Genomic DNA, 13,707 nt, shown 5'->3' with positions numbered 1-13,707 from the left:
AAGAGTTTTGAACAAGAAGGCGGTCCGCAAGGGCCGCCTTTTTTACAGGTTCTGCAAAAACCGACTGGAATCGTCCCGGATGGTCTGCTTCTTTTTGTCGGAAAAGCGATCCCATGTGCGATACATCATTCCGACCCGCGCATTGTTTTCCAGTCTCTCGCGGTTCCGGTCGAGAAAGTCCCAGTAGAGATAGTTGAACGGGCAGGCATCGGGGCCGTGCTTGCGTTTGACGGCATAATCGCAGTGAACGCAGTAGTCGCTCATCTTGTTGATGTAGCTGCCGGATGCCGCATAGGGCTTCGACGCGAAAAGACCGCCATCGGCAAACAGGATCATCCCGACGACATTGGGCATTTCCACCCATTCATATGCATCGTGGTAGACGATCAGATACCATTCCTGCACCTCCTTCGGATCAAGCCCGGCCAGCAGGCAGAAATTGCCGATCACCATCAGCCTCTGAATATGGTGGGCATAGGCATTGTCCCAGGTTTCCGTGATGGACTGCCTCATGCAGTTCATCGACGTTTCCTTCGTCCAGAAAAAGTCGGGCAGTGCGCGCTGCGCCAGAAGCTTGTTGGAGCGGCCGTAATCCGGCATCTGGCTCCAGTAGATGCCGCGTATGAATTCGCGCCAGCCGATGATCTGCCGAATAAAGCCTTCCGCGGCATTGATCGGCACGTCTCCGGCTTTCCAGGCTTCCTCGGCCTTTTCCACGACCTCGCGCGGCGCCAGCAGGCCGCAATTGATGAGAGCGGAAAGATGGGAGTGAAAGATCAGCGGGCGCCCCTGTTTCATCGCGTCCTGATAGCGGCCGAAGCAGGGTAGGGCCTCGTCGACGAACCAGTTGAGATAGTGCGTGGCCTGCCGTCTCGTGACGGGATAGTCGAAGCCCTCCAGGCTTCCGAAATGGTCGTCGAAGCGCTGGCCGACCAGATCAAGCACCTCTGTCGTGGTTTCGTCGATCGACCATTGCGGCCGCTCGGGTATGTCGACCGCCCCGTCGAGGGCCTCGCGATTGTCGTGATCGTAGTTCCACTGGCCTCCAGCAGGCTCGTCTCCATCCATCAGGATATCGAGCTTCTTGCGCATCTCGCGGTAGAAATACTCCATGCGCAGCGTCTTGCTGTCGCTGGCCCAATCGCGAAATTCGCCGTGGGTGCAGAGGAACCGGTCATCGGTCCTGATCTCCACCTCGCAATCGAACATGCCCCGCCAGTCCTCCATCATCTGGCGGACGCGATATTCTCCTGGTTCGGTGACCACGATCCGGTCAGGGTCGAGATCGTTGACGGCGTCGATGAGGGCCTGGTTGAAGGATCGGGGACCCTTGTCCTGTTCAAGTCTATGATAGCGAACGGCGAAGCCTTTGGCCTCGAGGCCGGATGCAAAGTGACGCATGGCCGAGAACAGAAAGGCGATCTTCTTCTTGTGATGCTTCACATAGGTCGCTTCATCCATCACCTCGGCGATCAGAATCGTGTCGTGATCCGGATCGACATCACGCAACGAGGAGATCTCGGTCGAGAGCTGATCTCCAAGGACGAATCGAAGTGTGCCTGCCATCTCTGTACTCCTTTTCTCCCCGTAAACTTGGTGTGAAGACCACCACGGTGGAAATATGCATGCCTGCCAACCCGGCATTCGATTTCATTGTGGGAAAAATAGGCAATGGGGGGTTGGCGCTGCGTGATTTTAGCGATTAGTGTCACCGTGATAATCGGCCACCGGCCATGGGGATATCGAACCTTCAATGGAATATTTCGTACAGCAGCTCATCAATGGGCTGACGCTTGGCTCTATCTATGGGCTTATCGCCATCGGATATACGATGGTCTACGGCATTATCGGCATGATCAACTTCGCCCATGGTGATATCTTCACCGTCGGCGCATATGTTGCTCTGGCTGTCATCCTGCTTCTTGGCATCAGCGGTGCGACCGGCGCCACGATGCTGATCCTTGCGCTGCTTCTGGTGCTTGTGATCTCGATGGTGTTCACCGCCGTTTGGGGCTGGACGGTGGAGCGCATCGCCTATCGGCCGCTCCGCGGATCTTTCCGCCTCGCGCCGCTGATCACCGCCATCGGCATGAGTATCGTTCTGCAGAACTTCATTCAGGTGACGCAGGGTGCGCGCGTGAAACCGATCCAGCCGATCATTTCGGGCGGTATCACGCTGTTCGATGGTCGGGCCGATGGCGGCATGATCGTCCAGCTTTCCTGGATGCAGCTTCTGATCATCATCACGACGTTTCTGCTGATGGCAGGGTTTACGGCGCTTATCACAAAGACGGCTCTCGGTCGTTCGCAGCGCGCCTGTGAACAGGATCAGAAAATGGCCGCTCTGCTCGGCGTCGATGTCGACAAGACCATCAGCCTGACCTTCGTCATGGGCGCGGCGCTCGCGGCCGTTGCCGGGCTGATGTTCCTGCTGCTGTATGGCGTGCTTGATTTCTACATCGGCTTCCTGGCCGGCATCAAAGCCTTCACGGCGGCGGTGCTGGGCGGTATCGGATCGCTTCCGGGTGCGATGCTGGGCGGGATCGTGCTCGGCCTCATCGAGGTCTTCTGGAGCGCGTATTTCTCGGTGGAATACAAGGACGTGGCAGCATTCTCCATTCTTGCTGTGGTTTTGATCTTCATGCCGAGCGGCCTTCTCGGTAAGCCTGAAGTGGAGAAGGTCTGATGGCTGGCGAAACAGAGAACGAGACCGGCGCAGAACAGCCGGCGGCCCTGACGCAACCGGAAGGCGCGCAGGCAAAGCTCGAGGAGCGCGCCGAGGCGCCCAATCTCGTGGTCGGCAGCGGGCCGAGCGGATTGGGCGAACGCATAAAGCAGGCGGCGATCGCCACCTTCATCACTGCGATCCTCGGCTTCTTCTTCTTCCCGATCCGCACCAGCATCGCAACGGGTGGTCTCGAAATCACCTGGCGCTGGAGCCTTTACGCACTGATGCTGATCTTTGCCTTCTTCGGCAAACTTCTCGTCGACGCCTATCTGCTTTCTCCTGCGGCGCCGCGTGTGCGGGCGGCGGTTTCTGGCCTTTTCATACTGGGCTTCGCGATCCTCTATGCGTGGCACCCCGTCGGCGACATCCTGTTCGGCACCGGCCAGTTCGAGGAGCTCTTCGGCTCCGTCCTGATCGGTGTGATTTTCGGAGCCGTCCTGCTGGCGCTGATCTATGTGATCTCCCGCGCGACAGGGAAGATCGGAACGCCGGCCAAGGGCGAAGCGGCCCAGAAGCGGGCGGAGAGGCTCGGGACCTTCGGGACCTGGGCGCTGCGCGTCCTCTTCTTCGTGGCGCTCGCGCTTCCCTGGCTGGTCATGCTGGCCTTTCCGAACCGCGACCGCCAGCTCATCGACATTTCCATCCTGATCCTGACCTATGTCATGCTGGGATGGGGCCTGAATATCGTGGTGGGCCTCGCCGGCCTTCTTGATCTCGGCTATGTCGCCTTCTATGCGGTTGGCGCCTATTCCTACGCGCTTCTGGCCCAGTATCTCGACTTCGGCTTCTGGATGGCTTTGCCGCTCGCGGGCCTTTTCGCCGCGCTTTGGGGCGTCGTGCTGGGCTTTCCGGTGCTCAGATTGCGAGGCGACTATCTCGCCATCGTGACTCTGGCGTTCGGTGAGATCATCCGTGTCGTTCTTCTGAACTGGTCGGAGTTCACCGGCGGTCCGGACGGGATCAACCGCATTCCGCGTCCGACGCTGTTCGGGATCGAATTCGACAGAAGCGATAGCGGTTTTGCGAGCCTGTTCGGTCTCGATTACGACATCACGCACCGCTACATCTTCTTCTACTACATCATCTTCGCTCTCGCGCTCATCACGCATTTCGCGACGATGCGGCTGCGTCGGCTTCCTGTCGGTCGGGCCTGGGAAGCATTGCGCGAAGACGAGATTGCCTGCCGCTCGCTGGGCATCAACACGACCCTCGTGAAGCTGTCGGCCTTTTCGATCGGTGCGATGTTCGGCGGCTTCGCCGGCTCCTTCTTCGCCACGCGTCAGGGCTTCATCAGCCCGGAGAGCTTTACCTTCATCGAGAGCGCGATCATCCTGGCCATCGTGGTTCTGGGCGGTCTCGGAAGTCAGATCGGCGTCGTCTTCGCCTCCATCGTGATGATCGGCGGCATCGAACTTCTGCGAAATATCGGCTTCCTCTCGGTCGTGTTCGGCGAGAACTTCGATCCGACACAGTTTCGGATGCTGATCTTCGGTCTGGCCATGGTTCTGATCATGGTCTGGAAACCGCGCGGACTGATCTCTTCGCGCCAGCCAAGCGCGGTCTACAAGGAACGCAAACGTATTGGAGCCGACGTGGTCGCTCAGGGTGAGGGACACTAAACCAATGAATGTGACCACGACCAACCAGCACCGCTGGGAAAACGATCCGCTGCTGACCGTCGAGCATCTGACGATGCGCTTCGGCGGGCTGACCGCGGTGGACGACCTCTCCTTCACCGTCGGACGCGGCGATATCACGGCCCTGATCGGGCCGAATGGCGCCGGCAAGACAACGGTCTTCAACTGCGTGACCGGTTTCTACAAGCCGACCGAAGGCCGCATCGTCATGCGTCACGGACCGGGCCGACGTTCCGAGGCGGTCGAGGAACTGACCGCATCGGCAGGCCGCTATTCGCGGCAGGACGACGGCGCCGTCTTTCTTCTGGAGCGCATGCCGGACTTCACGATCAGCCGGACCGCCAAGGTGGCGCGTACCTTTCAGAACATCCGCCTGTTCGGCGGCATGACCTGCCTGGAAAACCTCCTAGTGGCCCAGCACAATTCGCTGATGAAGGCGTCCGGTTTCTCCTTTGCCGGCCTGCTCAACCTGCCCTCCTATCGTTCAGCGGCAGAGGGAGCGAAGGAGCGGGCCATCTACTGGCTTGAGCAGTGCCGTCTGATCCACCGGGCCGACGATCCTGCAGCCGACCTGCCTTATGGCGATCAAAGACGGCTTGAGATTGCGCGGTCCATGTGCTCGGAACCGCATCTTCTTTGCCTCGACGAGCCGGCCGCCGGCCTCAATCCCCGCGAATCCGCCGAGTTGAACGATCTGCTACAGTTCATCCGGGCCGAGACCGGCACATCGATCCTTCTGATCGAGCACGATATGGGCGTCGTCATGAAGATTTCCGACCACGTGGTCGTTCTGGATTATGGCTGCAAGATCGCCGACGAAACGGCCGAAGCCGTGCGTAACGATCCCAAGGTGATCGCCGCCTATCTCGGCGTCGATGATGAATCGGAGATCGATGACGAGGAGATCCGGGCTGATCTGCACCGCGGCGAAACGCAACCGGATACGCAGGGAGACAAGGCATGAGCGCGGTCCCCATGCTGAAGGTTCAGTCGCTGCATGCCACCTATGGCAAGATCGTCGCGCTTCGCGGCGTGGATGTCGAGGTTGCGCGAGGCGAGATCGTGACTCTCATCGGCGCCAACGGTGCTGGCAAGTCGACCCTCATGATGAGCATTTGCGGCGTACCACGCGCCGCAGCCGGTCAAATTCTCTTTGACGGCGAAGATATCACCGAGACGCCCACCCATTTGATCATGCGTAAGGGGATCGCGCAGTCGCCGGAAGGGCGTCGGATCTTCGGCCGAATGACGGTCATCGAAAATCTCCAGATGGGTGCAAGCCTCGTCGACGAGGCGCATTTCGAGGACGACCTCAGGAAGGTTTTCGACCTGTTTCCCCGCCTCAAGGAGCGACGCGGCCAGCGCGGCGGTACCCTTTCTGGTGGTGAGCAGCAGATGCTCGCCATCGGGCGGGCGCTGATGAGCCGGCCCAAGCTGCTGATGCTCGATGAGCCGTCACTCGGTCTGGCGCCGCTGATCGTCAAACAGATTTTCGAGGCAGTCCGCGAACTCAATCGCAATGAGGGCCTGACTGTCTTCTTCGTCGAACAAAACGCCTTTCATGCGCTGAAGCTTGCCCACCGCGGCTATGTGCTCGTCAATGGTGAGATCACCATGACAGGCACGGGAGCGGAATTGCTGAAGCGGGAAGACGTTCGCGCGGCCTATCTCGAAGGCGGCGCGCATTAGGAGGTTTTCATGAACCCGATCTGGGAAGTCAGTTTCGGCGATTTTCTTCTCGTTACCGTCATATTGGGCGGTGGCGCAGCATTTTTGACGGGACGCGCGGCAGCGGCAGACTGGCGCGGAACGCGCGAGCTGATCCTCTATGTATTGCTGCTCGGCTGCGCAGTGCGCTTCCTGCACTTCGCCCTTTTTGAAGGAACACTACTACAACCATGGTATTATGTGGTTGATATTGTTGTGCTTGGCATTTTTGCCTGGATAGGCCGCCGATTGACGCGTGCATCGCAGATGGGGCGTCAGTATCGCTTCGAATACGACAAGAAATCACCCCTTACCTGGCGGCGCAAAGCTTGAAATCCCCGTACCGTGCCCCTTTTCAACGGTATCGTGATGCGCTTTCATGCCATCACAGGGACAAAGGAGGCAGCCGGTACACACCCTCCGTGCTGCATGCCTCAGAAAAACAAGGGTGGAATCTGGAGCGAACATGAAGAAACTACTTCTTGCTGGCGTATCACTCGGTTTTATTGGTGCGGCGCCGGCCTCCGCTGAAATTCTTGTCGGTGTTGCAGGTCCGATCACGGGTCAGTACGCCTCCTTCGGTGCGCAGATGCAGGCCGGTGCCGAGCAGGCCGTGGCCGACATCAACGAAGCCGGCGGCGTCAATGGTGAAATGCTGAAGCTGGTGGTCGGCGACGACGCCTGCGACCCGAAGCAGGCTGTTGCCGTTGCACAGGACTTCGCATCGCAGGGCGTCGCTTTCGTAGCGGGCCATTTCTGCTCCGGTTCCTCGATCCCGGCTTCGGCCGTCTATGCCGATGAAGGCATTGTCGAGATCACCCCGGCCTCGACCAACCCGGCATTCACCGATGATCGTCCTGGACCCGGCATCTACCGCGTCTGCGGCCGCGACGACCAGCAGGGCGAGACCGCTGGCAACTATCTGGCCAAGAACTTCGCTGACGCCAAGGTCGCGATCATCAACGACAAGACCGCTTACGGTAAGGGCCTCGCCGACCAGACGCAGGCCGCAATGGAAGCCGCAGGCAAGGAGCCGGCGCTGGTGGAATCCTACACCGCTGGTGAAAAGGACTACTCGGCTCTGATCTCCAAGCTGAAGACCGAGGGCGTTACCGTTCTCTACGTCGGCGGCTATCACACGGAAGCCGGTCTCATGGCGCGACAGGCTCAAGAGCAGGGCATGGATCTGCAGATCGTCTCCGGTGACGCTCTCGTCACCGACGAATACTGGGCGATCACCGGCGATGCCGGCGAAGGCACTCTGATGACCTTCTCTCCGGACCCCCGCCAGAATGAAGGTGCGGCCCCGATCGTTCAGAAGCTGGAAGATGCCGGCAAGCCGACCGAGGGCTATGTGCTCTACACCTATGCAGCCCTCCAGGCCTTCAAACAGGCTGCCGAAAGTGCGGGTTCCGCCGACTTCGATGCGCTGACGGGGGCGCTCGATGAAGGTGAGTTCTCCACGGTGCTCGGTGATCTGAGCTTCGATGACAAGGGCGATGTGTCCCTGCCGGGCTACGTCTTCTATGAATGGAGCGATGGCAAGTACACGCAGATGGACAGCGCGATGGCCGATACCGGCGCATCCGATGACAGCGACGCTGCCAACGACAATATGGAAGCCGAGGAAGCTCCTGCTGAAGCCGAAGAGTCGCAGGCTCAGTAAAAGTCGCGACTGCCTTTTCGGCCCACGGCCGGAATTGAGAAATGACGGGTTCGGCCAAGGCCGGGCCCGTTTTGCGTGCGCCATCCGACATGCTTGAAACTTGAGCGCGCCATGCGCGTCGTGTACGTCGTTTGCGTTGCAGCAAAAGTCATCTGCTCTAGCTTTCAACGTCTATGCCAGCTCATAGCCGGCGCTCTTTCGATCAGGGGATTGCCAAAGTGAAGATCAATAAGCTCCTCGTCGCCAACCGTTCCGAGATTGCGATCCGCGTGTTTCGCGCCGCCAATGAACTGGGCATCAAAACGGTCGCCATATGGGCCGAAGAGGACAAATATTCCCTTCATCGCTTCAAGGCGGATGAGAGCTATCAGATCGGCCGGGGGCCGCATCTGGAGAAGGAACTCGGGCCGATCGAAAGCTATCTGTCGATCGATGAGGTGATCCGGGTCGCCAAGATGGCCGAGGTCGACGCCATCCATCCCGGCTACGGACTGCTTTCGGAAAGCCCGGAATTTGCCGATGCCTGCGCCGAAGCGGGTATCACCTTTATCGGGCCGAAGCCGGAAACGATGCGCCGGCTCGGCAACAAGGTCGCGGCGCGCAATCTCGCCGTTGAAGTCGGCGTTCCGGTCGTGCCGGCCTCCGATCCTTTGCCGGACGATATGGAGGCTGTCGCGAAGATGGCCGACGAGATCGGCTATCCGCTGATGCTGAAGGCGAGCTGGGGCGGCGGAGGACGCGGCATGCGGGCCATTCGCTCCGCTGACGATCTTTCCCGTGAGGTGACCGAGGCCAAGCGCGAGGCGCGCGCGGCTTTCGGCAAGGACGAGGTGTACCTGGAAAAGCTGGTCGAGCGCGCCCGGCATGTCGAGGTTCAGGTGCTTGGCGATACGCACGGCAATCAGGTTCATCTTTTCGAGCGTGACTGCTCCATTCAGCGGCGTAACCAGAAGGTCGTCGAGCGGGCGCCCGCTCCGTATCTGGACGCCGAAAAGCGCCAGGAACTGGCCTCCCATGCGCTGAAGATCGCCGAAGCGACGGATTATGTCGGCGCCGGTACGGTCGAGTTCCTAATGGATTCCGACACCGGCTCGTTCTACTTCATCGAGGTGAACCCCCGCATTCAGGTCGAACACACCGTGACCGAAGAGGTGACGGGGATCGATATCGTCAAGGCGCAGATCCGCATTCTCGAAGGCGAGGCAATCGGCGATCCGGCAAGCAAGGTCCCGGCCCAGGAAGATATCAAGCTCAACGGCCATGCGTTGCAGTGCCGCATCACGACCGAGGATCCGGAGCAGAACTTCATTCCGGATTACGGCCGCATCACCGCCTATCGTGGTGCGACCGGCTTCGGTATTCGCCTGGACGGCGGAACCGCCTATTCGGGAGCGGTCATCACCCGCTTCTACGACCCGCTTCTGGAGAAGATCACGGCCTGGGCGCCGACGCCCGAGGAAGCCATCGCCCGCATGGATCGTGCCCTGCGGGAGTTCCGTATTCGCGGCGTGGCCACCAACCTGACGTTCCTCGAAGCGATCATCAGCCATCCGAAGTTTCAGGATAACAGCTACACCACCAAGTTCATCGACAACACGCCGGAGCTTTTCTCGGCGGTGAAGCGTCAGGACAGGGCCACCAAGCTTCTGCACTACGTGGCCGATGTAACCGTGAACGGACACCCGGAAACGCGCGACCGGCCAAGGCCACCGGAAGATGCTGCCGCGCCGGTTCCTCCCTATGCCGGCGGCGAGATACCGGACGGCACCCGCCAGATCTTCGAAGAGAGAGGCGCGGAGGGCTTTTCCAAATGGATGCGTGAGCAGACGCGTATTCTGATGACCGATACAACCATGCGCGACGGCCATCAGAGCCTGCTTGCAACGCGCATGCGGTCCTACGACATCACATCGATCGCGGGGACCTATTCGCGCGCCCTGCCGCAACTGCTCTCGCTGGAATGCTGGGGCGGCGCCACCTTCGATGTCTCCATGCGGTTTTTGACGGAAGACCCATGGGACCGGCTTGCGCAGATCCGCGAAGCGGCGCCGAACCTTCTGACGCAGATGCTGCTGCGTGGCGCAAATGGTGTCGGTTACACCAACTATCCCGACAATGTCGTGAAGTACTTCGTCCGTCAGGCGGCGGAAGGTGGGGTGGATATCTTCCGCGTGTTCGACTGCCTGAACTGGGTGGAGAACATGCGTATCGCCATGGACGCAGTGGGCGAGAGCGGCAAGATCATCGAGGCGGCGCTTTGCTACACGGGCGATATCCGCGATCCGAACCGTGCGAAGTATGATCTGAAATATTACGTCGAACTGGCCAAGGATCTGGAGAACGCGGGCGCGCACATTCTGGCGGTCAAGGATATGGCTGGCCTTCTCAAGCCTGCCGCAGCGACGGCACTCTTCAAGGCCTTGCGTGAAGAGACCGACCTTCCGTTCCACTTCCATACGCATGATACGAGCGGCATTGCCGCGGCCTCCATTCTGGCTGCGGTGGATGCGGGCGTTGATGCGGTGGATGCGGCGATGGATTCCTTCTCTGGCAATACCAGCCAGCCCTGCCTCGGTTCCATCGTTGAAGCCTTGTCGGGCACGGAGCGTGATTCCGGGCTGGATCCGGAATGGATTCGCAAGATCAGTTTCTACTGGGAGGCGGTACGTAGCCAGTATGCGGCTTTCGAGAATATCTCGCAGAGCCCGGCCTCAGAGGTCTATCTGCACGAAATGCCGGGCGGTCAGTTCACCAATCTGAAGGAGCAGGCACGTTCACTTGGCCTTGAGAGCCGTTGGCACCAGGTCGCTCAGGCCTATCACGACGTGAACATGCTGTTTGGCGATATCGTGAAGGTTACGCCGTCTTCCAAGGTGGTGGGCGATATGGCCCTGATGATGGTGAGCCAGGACCTCTCCATTGCCGATGTGAAGGACCCGAAGCGTGATATCGCCTTTCCCGATAGCGTTGTTTCGATGATGCGCGGTGATCTCGGCCAGCCGCCGGAAGGGTGGCCGGACGATATCCAGAAGAAGGTGCTGAAAGGGGAGGAGCCTTACACTGTCAGGCCGGGTTCCCGCCTTTCGGATGCCGATCTCGACAAGGAGCGGAGTGAAATCGAGGAGCGTCTTGATCAGCAGATCGACGACCGGCGCTTTGCTTCCTTCCTGATGTATCCGAAGGTCTTCACCGATTTCATGACCGTTCGGGAGGAATACGGCCCGGTCGAGACTCTGGCGACCCCGATTTATTTCTATGGCCTGCCGGCGGAGGAAGAGACCTATATCACCATCGAGAAGGGCAAGACGCTTACCCTTCGCACGCTGGCGATCGGTGAAACCGACGAGAAGGGCGAGAGAACCGTCTTCTTCGAATTGAACGGTCAGCCCCGCCGCGTGAAGGTGCCCGACCGCCTTCATGGAAGCGACGCCATCAAGGCCCGTCCGAAGGCGGAAGCCGGCAATGCCGCTCATATCGGAGCGCCGATGCCAGGGGTTATCTCGTCGGTGGCTGTAAAGTCGGGCCAGGAGGTGAAATCAGGCGACGTTCTGGTCTCTATCGAGGCGATGAAAATGGAAACCGCCCTGCACGCCGAGGCCGATGGCACCGTCGCGGAGATCTATGTCGCGCCTGGCGACCAGATCGATGCAAAGGATCTTCTGGTTCGGATGGAGGCGAACTGATCGTCGCCGCCTGCCTAAAGGACGCGAGGAGAGGGCCTTTAGCGGGCCCTTTCCTTTGACTTGATATGCACGTTGATTCCGATTATTGCATGTTACTGCCGGATTGGAGGCCGCATGCTTAGTCGTGAACGTCAGTCTGTCATATCTCAACGCCTTAAAAGCAACGGGAAAGTTGTGGCGGCAGATCTTGCCGTGGAGTTCGGCGTCTCAGAGGACACGATCCGCCGCGATCTGCGCGAAATGGCCGCTGCGGGCGTTTGCGAGCGAGTCTACGGAGGCGCTTTGCTTCCATCGCCTCCCGTGCCGATCGCGCGGCGTCTTGCGGAAACGACGCGTTCCAAGGCGGCCCTCGGCCGCGCCGTCGCCCGTCTTCTGCCGGAAAATGCCAGCGTCTTCGTGGATGCCGGCGCGACGAATCGCGCGGCCATGGAGCTTTTTCCCAAAGACCGAAAGCTGACCGTGACCACAAATGCGCCCCACATAGCGGCCGCTCTCTCCGACCATGAGAATATCGACCTCATCGTCATAGGCGGCAAAGTCGATTTTCATGTCGGCGCATCGCTTGGCGCACAGGCGCTGATCGAGATATCGCGGCTGAATTTCGACATTCATCTCTTTGGCGTTTGCGCACTCGACGTGGCATCGGGCCTGACGGTTCAGAGCTTTGAAGAGATGACCTTGCGCTGCGCCGTAGCGGAGCAGGCAGACCGGATCATTGCACCCGTCTCCAACGAGAAGCTGGGACAGCGGGCGGCTTTCAATACAGTGGCATTGGATGAGCGCGTGACCATCATTACCGAATATGACGCCTCGGAGGAAATATCGGCCGGACTGTCCTCGATCGGTGCGGCGATCATTCGCGCCGAGCCCGATCAATGAGCGCGGATAAAGCCGGAGTGCACCGCTCGCGCTGGCCCTTTGCAAGAATTGCTGTGAGCTGTGCGTTCCTGCAGGCGGGCCTGATCGTGGGAAGTTGGGCTCCGAAAATACCTGAGTTCGCCACCCGTATGGGCGTGGATGAGCGGGGCATGGGACTGTTCATCTTCCTTTTCGGCATCGGTTCCCTGCTGACCATGCCGCTCGCCGGGCGCTGGGCCGTTCGAAAAGGGCCGCGACCGGTCATGCTGACGGGCCTGTGGCTCGCACTTCTGATCCTGCCGGCATTGACGGTCGCGCCGACGCCCCTCGCGGGAGGGCTCGTCCTTTTCCTATCCGGCGCTGCTGTCGGCCTAGTCGAGGTGGGCATGAACAGCGCGGCGAGCGAGACGGAAGTTGAAATGGGCCGGCCGATCATGAGTGCGACCCATGGTTTCTGGTCGCTTGGTGGCTTCATCGGTGCGTCGAGCGGCGGATGGTTGATTGCCCATTATGGGCTCTGGATACAGGTTGCCGTGGCGAGCCTTGCAGCGTTTGCTGCGACCAGTGCCGCGTCGTTCTGGCAGCGTCCGGCGGAACGAATCCCGCAGGCTGGCGATGAAAAGGATAAGGCCAATTGGCCCCTTACGCCGCTTCCTTACCTCGTCGCAGGGCTGACCCTGATCGCCTATGTCGCGGAAGGCGCGCTTCTTGACTGGAGCGCGTTTTTCCTTCGCGAAGAGCGGGGCATATCGGTTGCGCTTTCCGGCTACGCTTTCGGTCTTTTCTCAGCCGCCATGGCGCTTGTTCGCTTCGTCGGCGATCCCCTTCGCGCGCGTTTCGGACTTTGGAAGGTTCTTGCGACGGGAGCCGTCATCGCCGGCAGCGGACTGTTCCTCTTCGGCACCGCCACTCCCGCGCCCCTCATACTCCTAGGCGCGCTGCTGGTCGGCATCGGTCTCAGTAATATGGTGCCGGTCCTGTTCGCGCTCGCTTCCTCCTTGCCAGGGGTGCCGGCTGCGACGGGTATCGCCATCGTTTCGACCTTCGGCTTTTCCGGTGTCCTGCTTGCCCCCTCCCTGATCGGACTGATCGCATCCTGGACGAGCCTTGGCGCGGTGATGGTCGGCCTGTCGGCACTGCTCGCTGTGTTCCTGGCCCTTCTTCCTTTGGTGCGGGGGCGGATTGATCTGCCACCGGCCAAGAAAAACGCCCGGGTCGAAGACCCGGGCGCGGCATGAGGATTATCGTTTTTCAGTCGATCAAATATAGCCGACAAGAACCAGAATAATCACGATAATGAGAATAACGCCGATAATCCCGATCGGGCCGTTGCCGAAACGTCCACGGGCCGGAATGGCGCCCAGCAGCAGGAGAACAAGGATAATAAGAAGAATGATTCCGAGTGTACTCATGAAATGTGCCTCCAAT

General features: G+C 59.9%; 11 protein-coding genes. 9 read left to right on the top strand and 2 right to left on the bottom strand.

Features of this window, described 5'->3' with window-relative positions; all coding sequences use genetic code 11:
• Positions 1–42: 42 nt before the first annotated feature.
• Entirely contained in the window at positions 43–1,566 is a 1,524-nt protein-coding gene (locus D8780_RS11605) for a cryptochrome/photolyase family protein (RefSeq protein WP_121645730.1), read from the bottom strand.
• Between the two features lie 187 nt (positions 1,567–1,753).
• Here D8780_RS11605 and D8780_RS11600 point away from each other — a divergent pair, with 187 nt between their 5' ends.
• From D8780_RS11600 to D8780_RS11560, 9 genes are all read left to right on the top strand, one after another.
• Positions 1,754–2,686, top strand: a complete 933-nt coding sequence (locus D8780_RS11600; RefSeq protein ID WP_121645729.1) for an ABC transporter permease subunit — start codon at positions 1,754–1,756, stop codon at positions 2,684–2,686.
• Positions 2,686–4,347 carry a high-affinity branched-chain amino acid ABC transporter permease LivM gene (livM, locus tag D8780_RS11595; protein WP_245412332.1) on the top strand — a complete coding sequence of 554 codons (1,662 nt, stop codon included), beginning with the start codon at positions 2,686–2,688 and terminating at the stop codon, positions 4,345–4,347. The genes D8780_RS11600 and livM overlap by 1 nt, the downstream gene beginning before the upstream one ends.
• A gap of 4 nt (positions 4,348–4,351) precedes the next feature.
• A complete protein-coding gene (locus tag D8780_RS11590) occupies positions 4,352–5,329 on the top strand; it encodes an ABC transporter ATP-binding protein (RefSeq protein ID WP_121645728.1) in 978 nt (325 codons plus the stop codon).
• Positions 5,326–6,054, top strand: a complete 729-nt coding sequence (locus tag D8780_RS11585; protein ID WP_199699598.1) for an ABC transporter ATP-binding protein — start codon at positions 5,326–5,328, stop codon at positions 6,052–6,054. The genes D8780_RS11590 and D8780_RS11585 overlap by 4 nt, the downstream gene beginning before the upstream one ends.
• A 9-nt stretch (positions 6,055–6,063) precedes the next feature.
• Entirely contained in the window at positions 6,064–6,405 is a 342-nt protein-coding gene (locus D8780_RS11580) for a DUF6867 family protein (protein WP_121645727.1), read from the top strand.
• A gap of 133 nt (positions 6,406–6,538) precedes the next feature.
• Complete coding sequence (locus D8780_RS11575) at positions 6,539–7,738, top strand: branched-chain amino acid ABC transporter substrate-binding protein (protein ID WP_121645726.1); 1,200 nt, start codon at positions 6,539–6,541, stop codon at positions 7,736–7,738.
• A 218-nt stretch (positions 7,739–7,956) separates the two neighbouring features.
• Entirely contained in the window at positions 7,957–11,421 is a 3,465-nt protein-coding gene (gene pyc / locus D8780_RS11570) for a pyruvate carboxylase (RefSeq protein ID WP_121646539.1), read from the top strand.
• A 114-nt stretch (positions 11,422–11,535) separates the two neighbouring features.
• Complete coding sequence (locus D8780_RS11565) at positions 11,536–12,300, top strand: DeoR/GlpR family DNA-binding transcription regulator (RefSeq protein WP_121645725.1); 765 nt, start codon at positions 11,536–11,538, stop codon at positions 12,298–12,300.
• Positions 12,297–13,517 (top strand): MFS transporter, encoded by a 1,221-nt coding sequence (locus D8780_RS11560; protein WP_121645724.1) that lies wholly within the window; start codon positions 12,297–12,299, stop codon positions 13,515–13,517. Before D8780_RS11565 ends, D8780_RS11560 begins: the two co-directional genes overlap by 4 nt.
• Before the next feature lie 21 nt (positions 13,518–13,538).
• Here the strand turns inward: D8780_RS11560 and D8780_RS11555 are convergent, their stop codons facing one another.
• Complete coding sequence (locus D8780_RS11555) at positions 13,539–13,691, bottom strand: DUF3309 family protein (RefSeq protein WP_121645723.1); 153 nt, start codon at positions 13,689–13,691, stop codon at positions 13,539–13,541.
• Positions 13,692–13,707: the final 16 nt, after the last annotated feature.

Source organism: Notoacmeibacter ruber, assembly GCF_003668555.1.
Classification (GTDB): Bacteria; Pseudomonadota; Alphaproteobacteria; order Rhizobiales; family Rhizobiaceae; genus Notoacmeibacter; species Notoacmeibacter ruber.
The sequence above is the reverse complement of the archived record's forward strand: the minus strand, read 5'-3'. Positions and strand labels throughout refer to the sequence as shown.

What these genes read in the sequence shown, in the direction of transcription:
- D8780_RS11580 (WP_121645727.1), top strand. Translation starts at nt 6,064, where the DNA reads ATGAACCCGATCTGGGAAGTCAGTTTCGGCGATTTTCTTCTCGTTACC.
- D8780_RS11590 (WP_121645728.1), top strand. Translation starts at nt 4,352, where the DNA reads ATGAATGTGACCACGACCAACCAGCACCGCTGGGAAAACGATCCGCTG.
- D8780_RS11585 (WP_199699598.1), top strand. Translation starts at nt 5,326, where the DNA reads ATGAGCGCGGTCCCCATGCTGAAGGTTCAGTCGCTGCATGCCACCTAT.
- D8780_RS11605 (WP_121645730.1), bottom strand. Translation starts at nt 1,566, where the DNA reads ATGGCAGGCACACTTCGATTCGTCCTTGGAGATCAGCTCTCGACCGAG.
- D8780_RS11600 (WP_121645729.1), top strand. Translation starts at nt 1,754, where the DNA reads ATGGAATATTTCGTACAGCAGCTCATCAATGGGCTGACGCTTGGCTCT.
- livM (WP_245412332.1), top strand. Translation starts at nt 2,686, where the DNA reads ATGGCTGGCGAAACAGAGAACGAGACCGGCGCAGAACAGCCGGCGGCC.
- D8780_RS11575 (WP_121645726.1), top strand. Translation starts at nt 6,539, where the DNA reads ATGAAGAAACTACTTCTTGCTGGCGTATCACTCGGTTTTATTGGTGCG.
- D8780_RS11565 (WP_121645725.1), top strand. Translation starts at nt 11,536, where the DNA reads ATGCTTAGTCGTGAACGTCAGTCTGTCATATCTCAACGCCTTAAAAGC.
- D8780_RS11560 (WP_121645724.1), top strand. Translation starts at nt 12,297, where the DNA reads ATGAGCGCGGATAAAGCCGGAGTGCACCGCTCGCGCTGGCCCTTTGCA.
- D8780_RS11555 (WP_121645723.1), bottom strand. Translation starts at nt 13,691, where the DNA reads ATGAGTACACTCGGAATCATTCTTCTTATTATCCTTGTTCTCCTGCTG.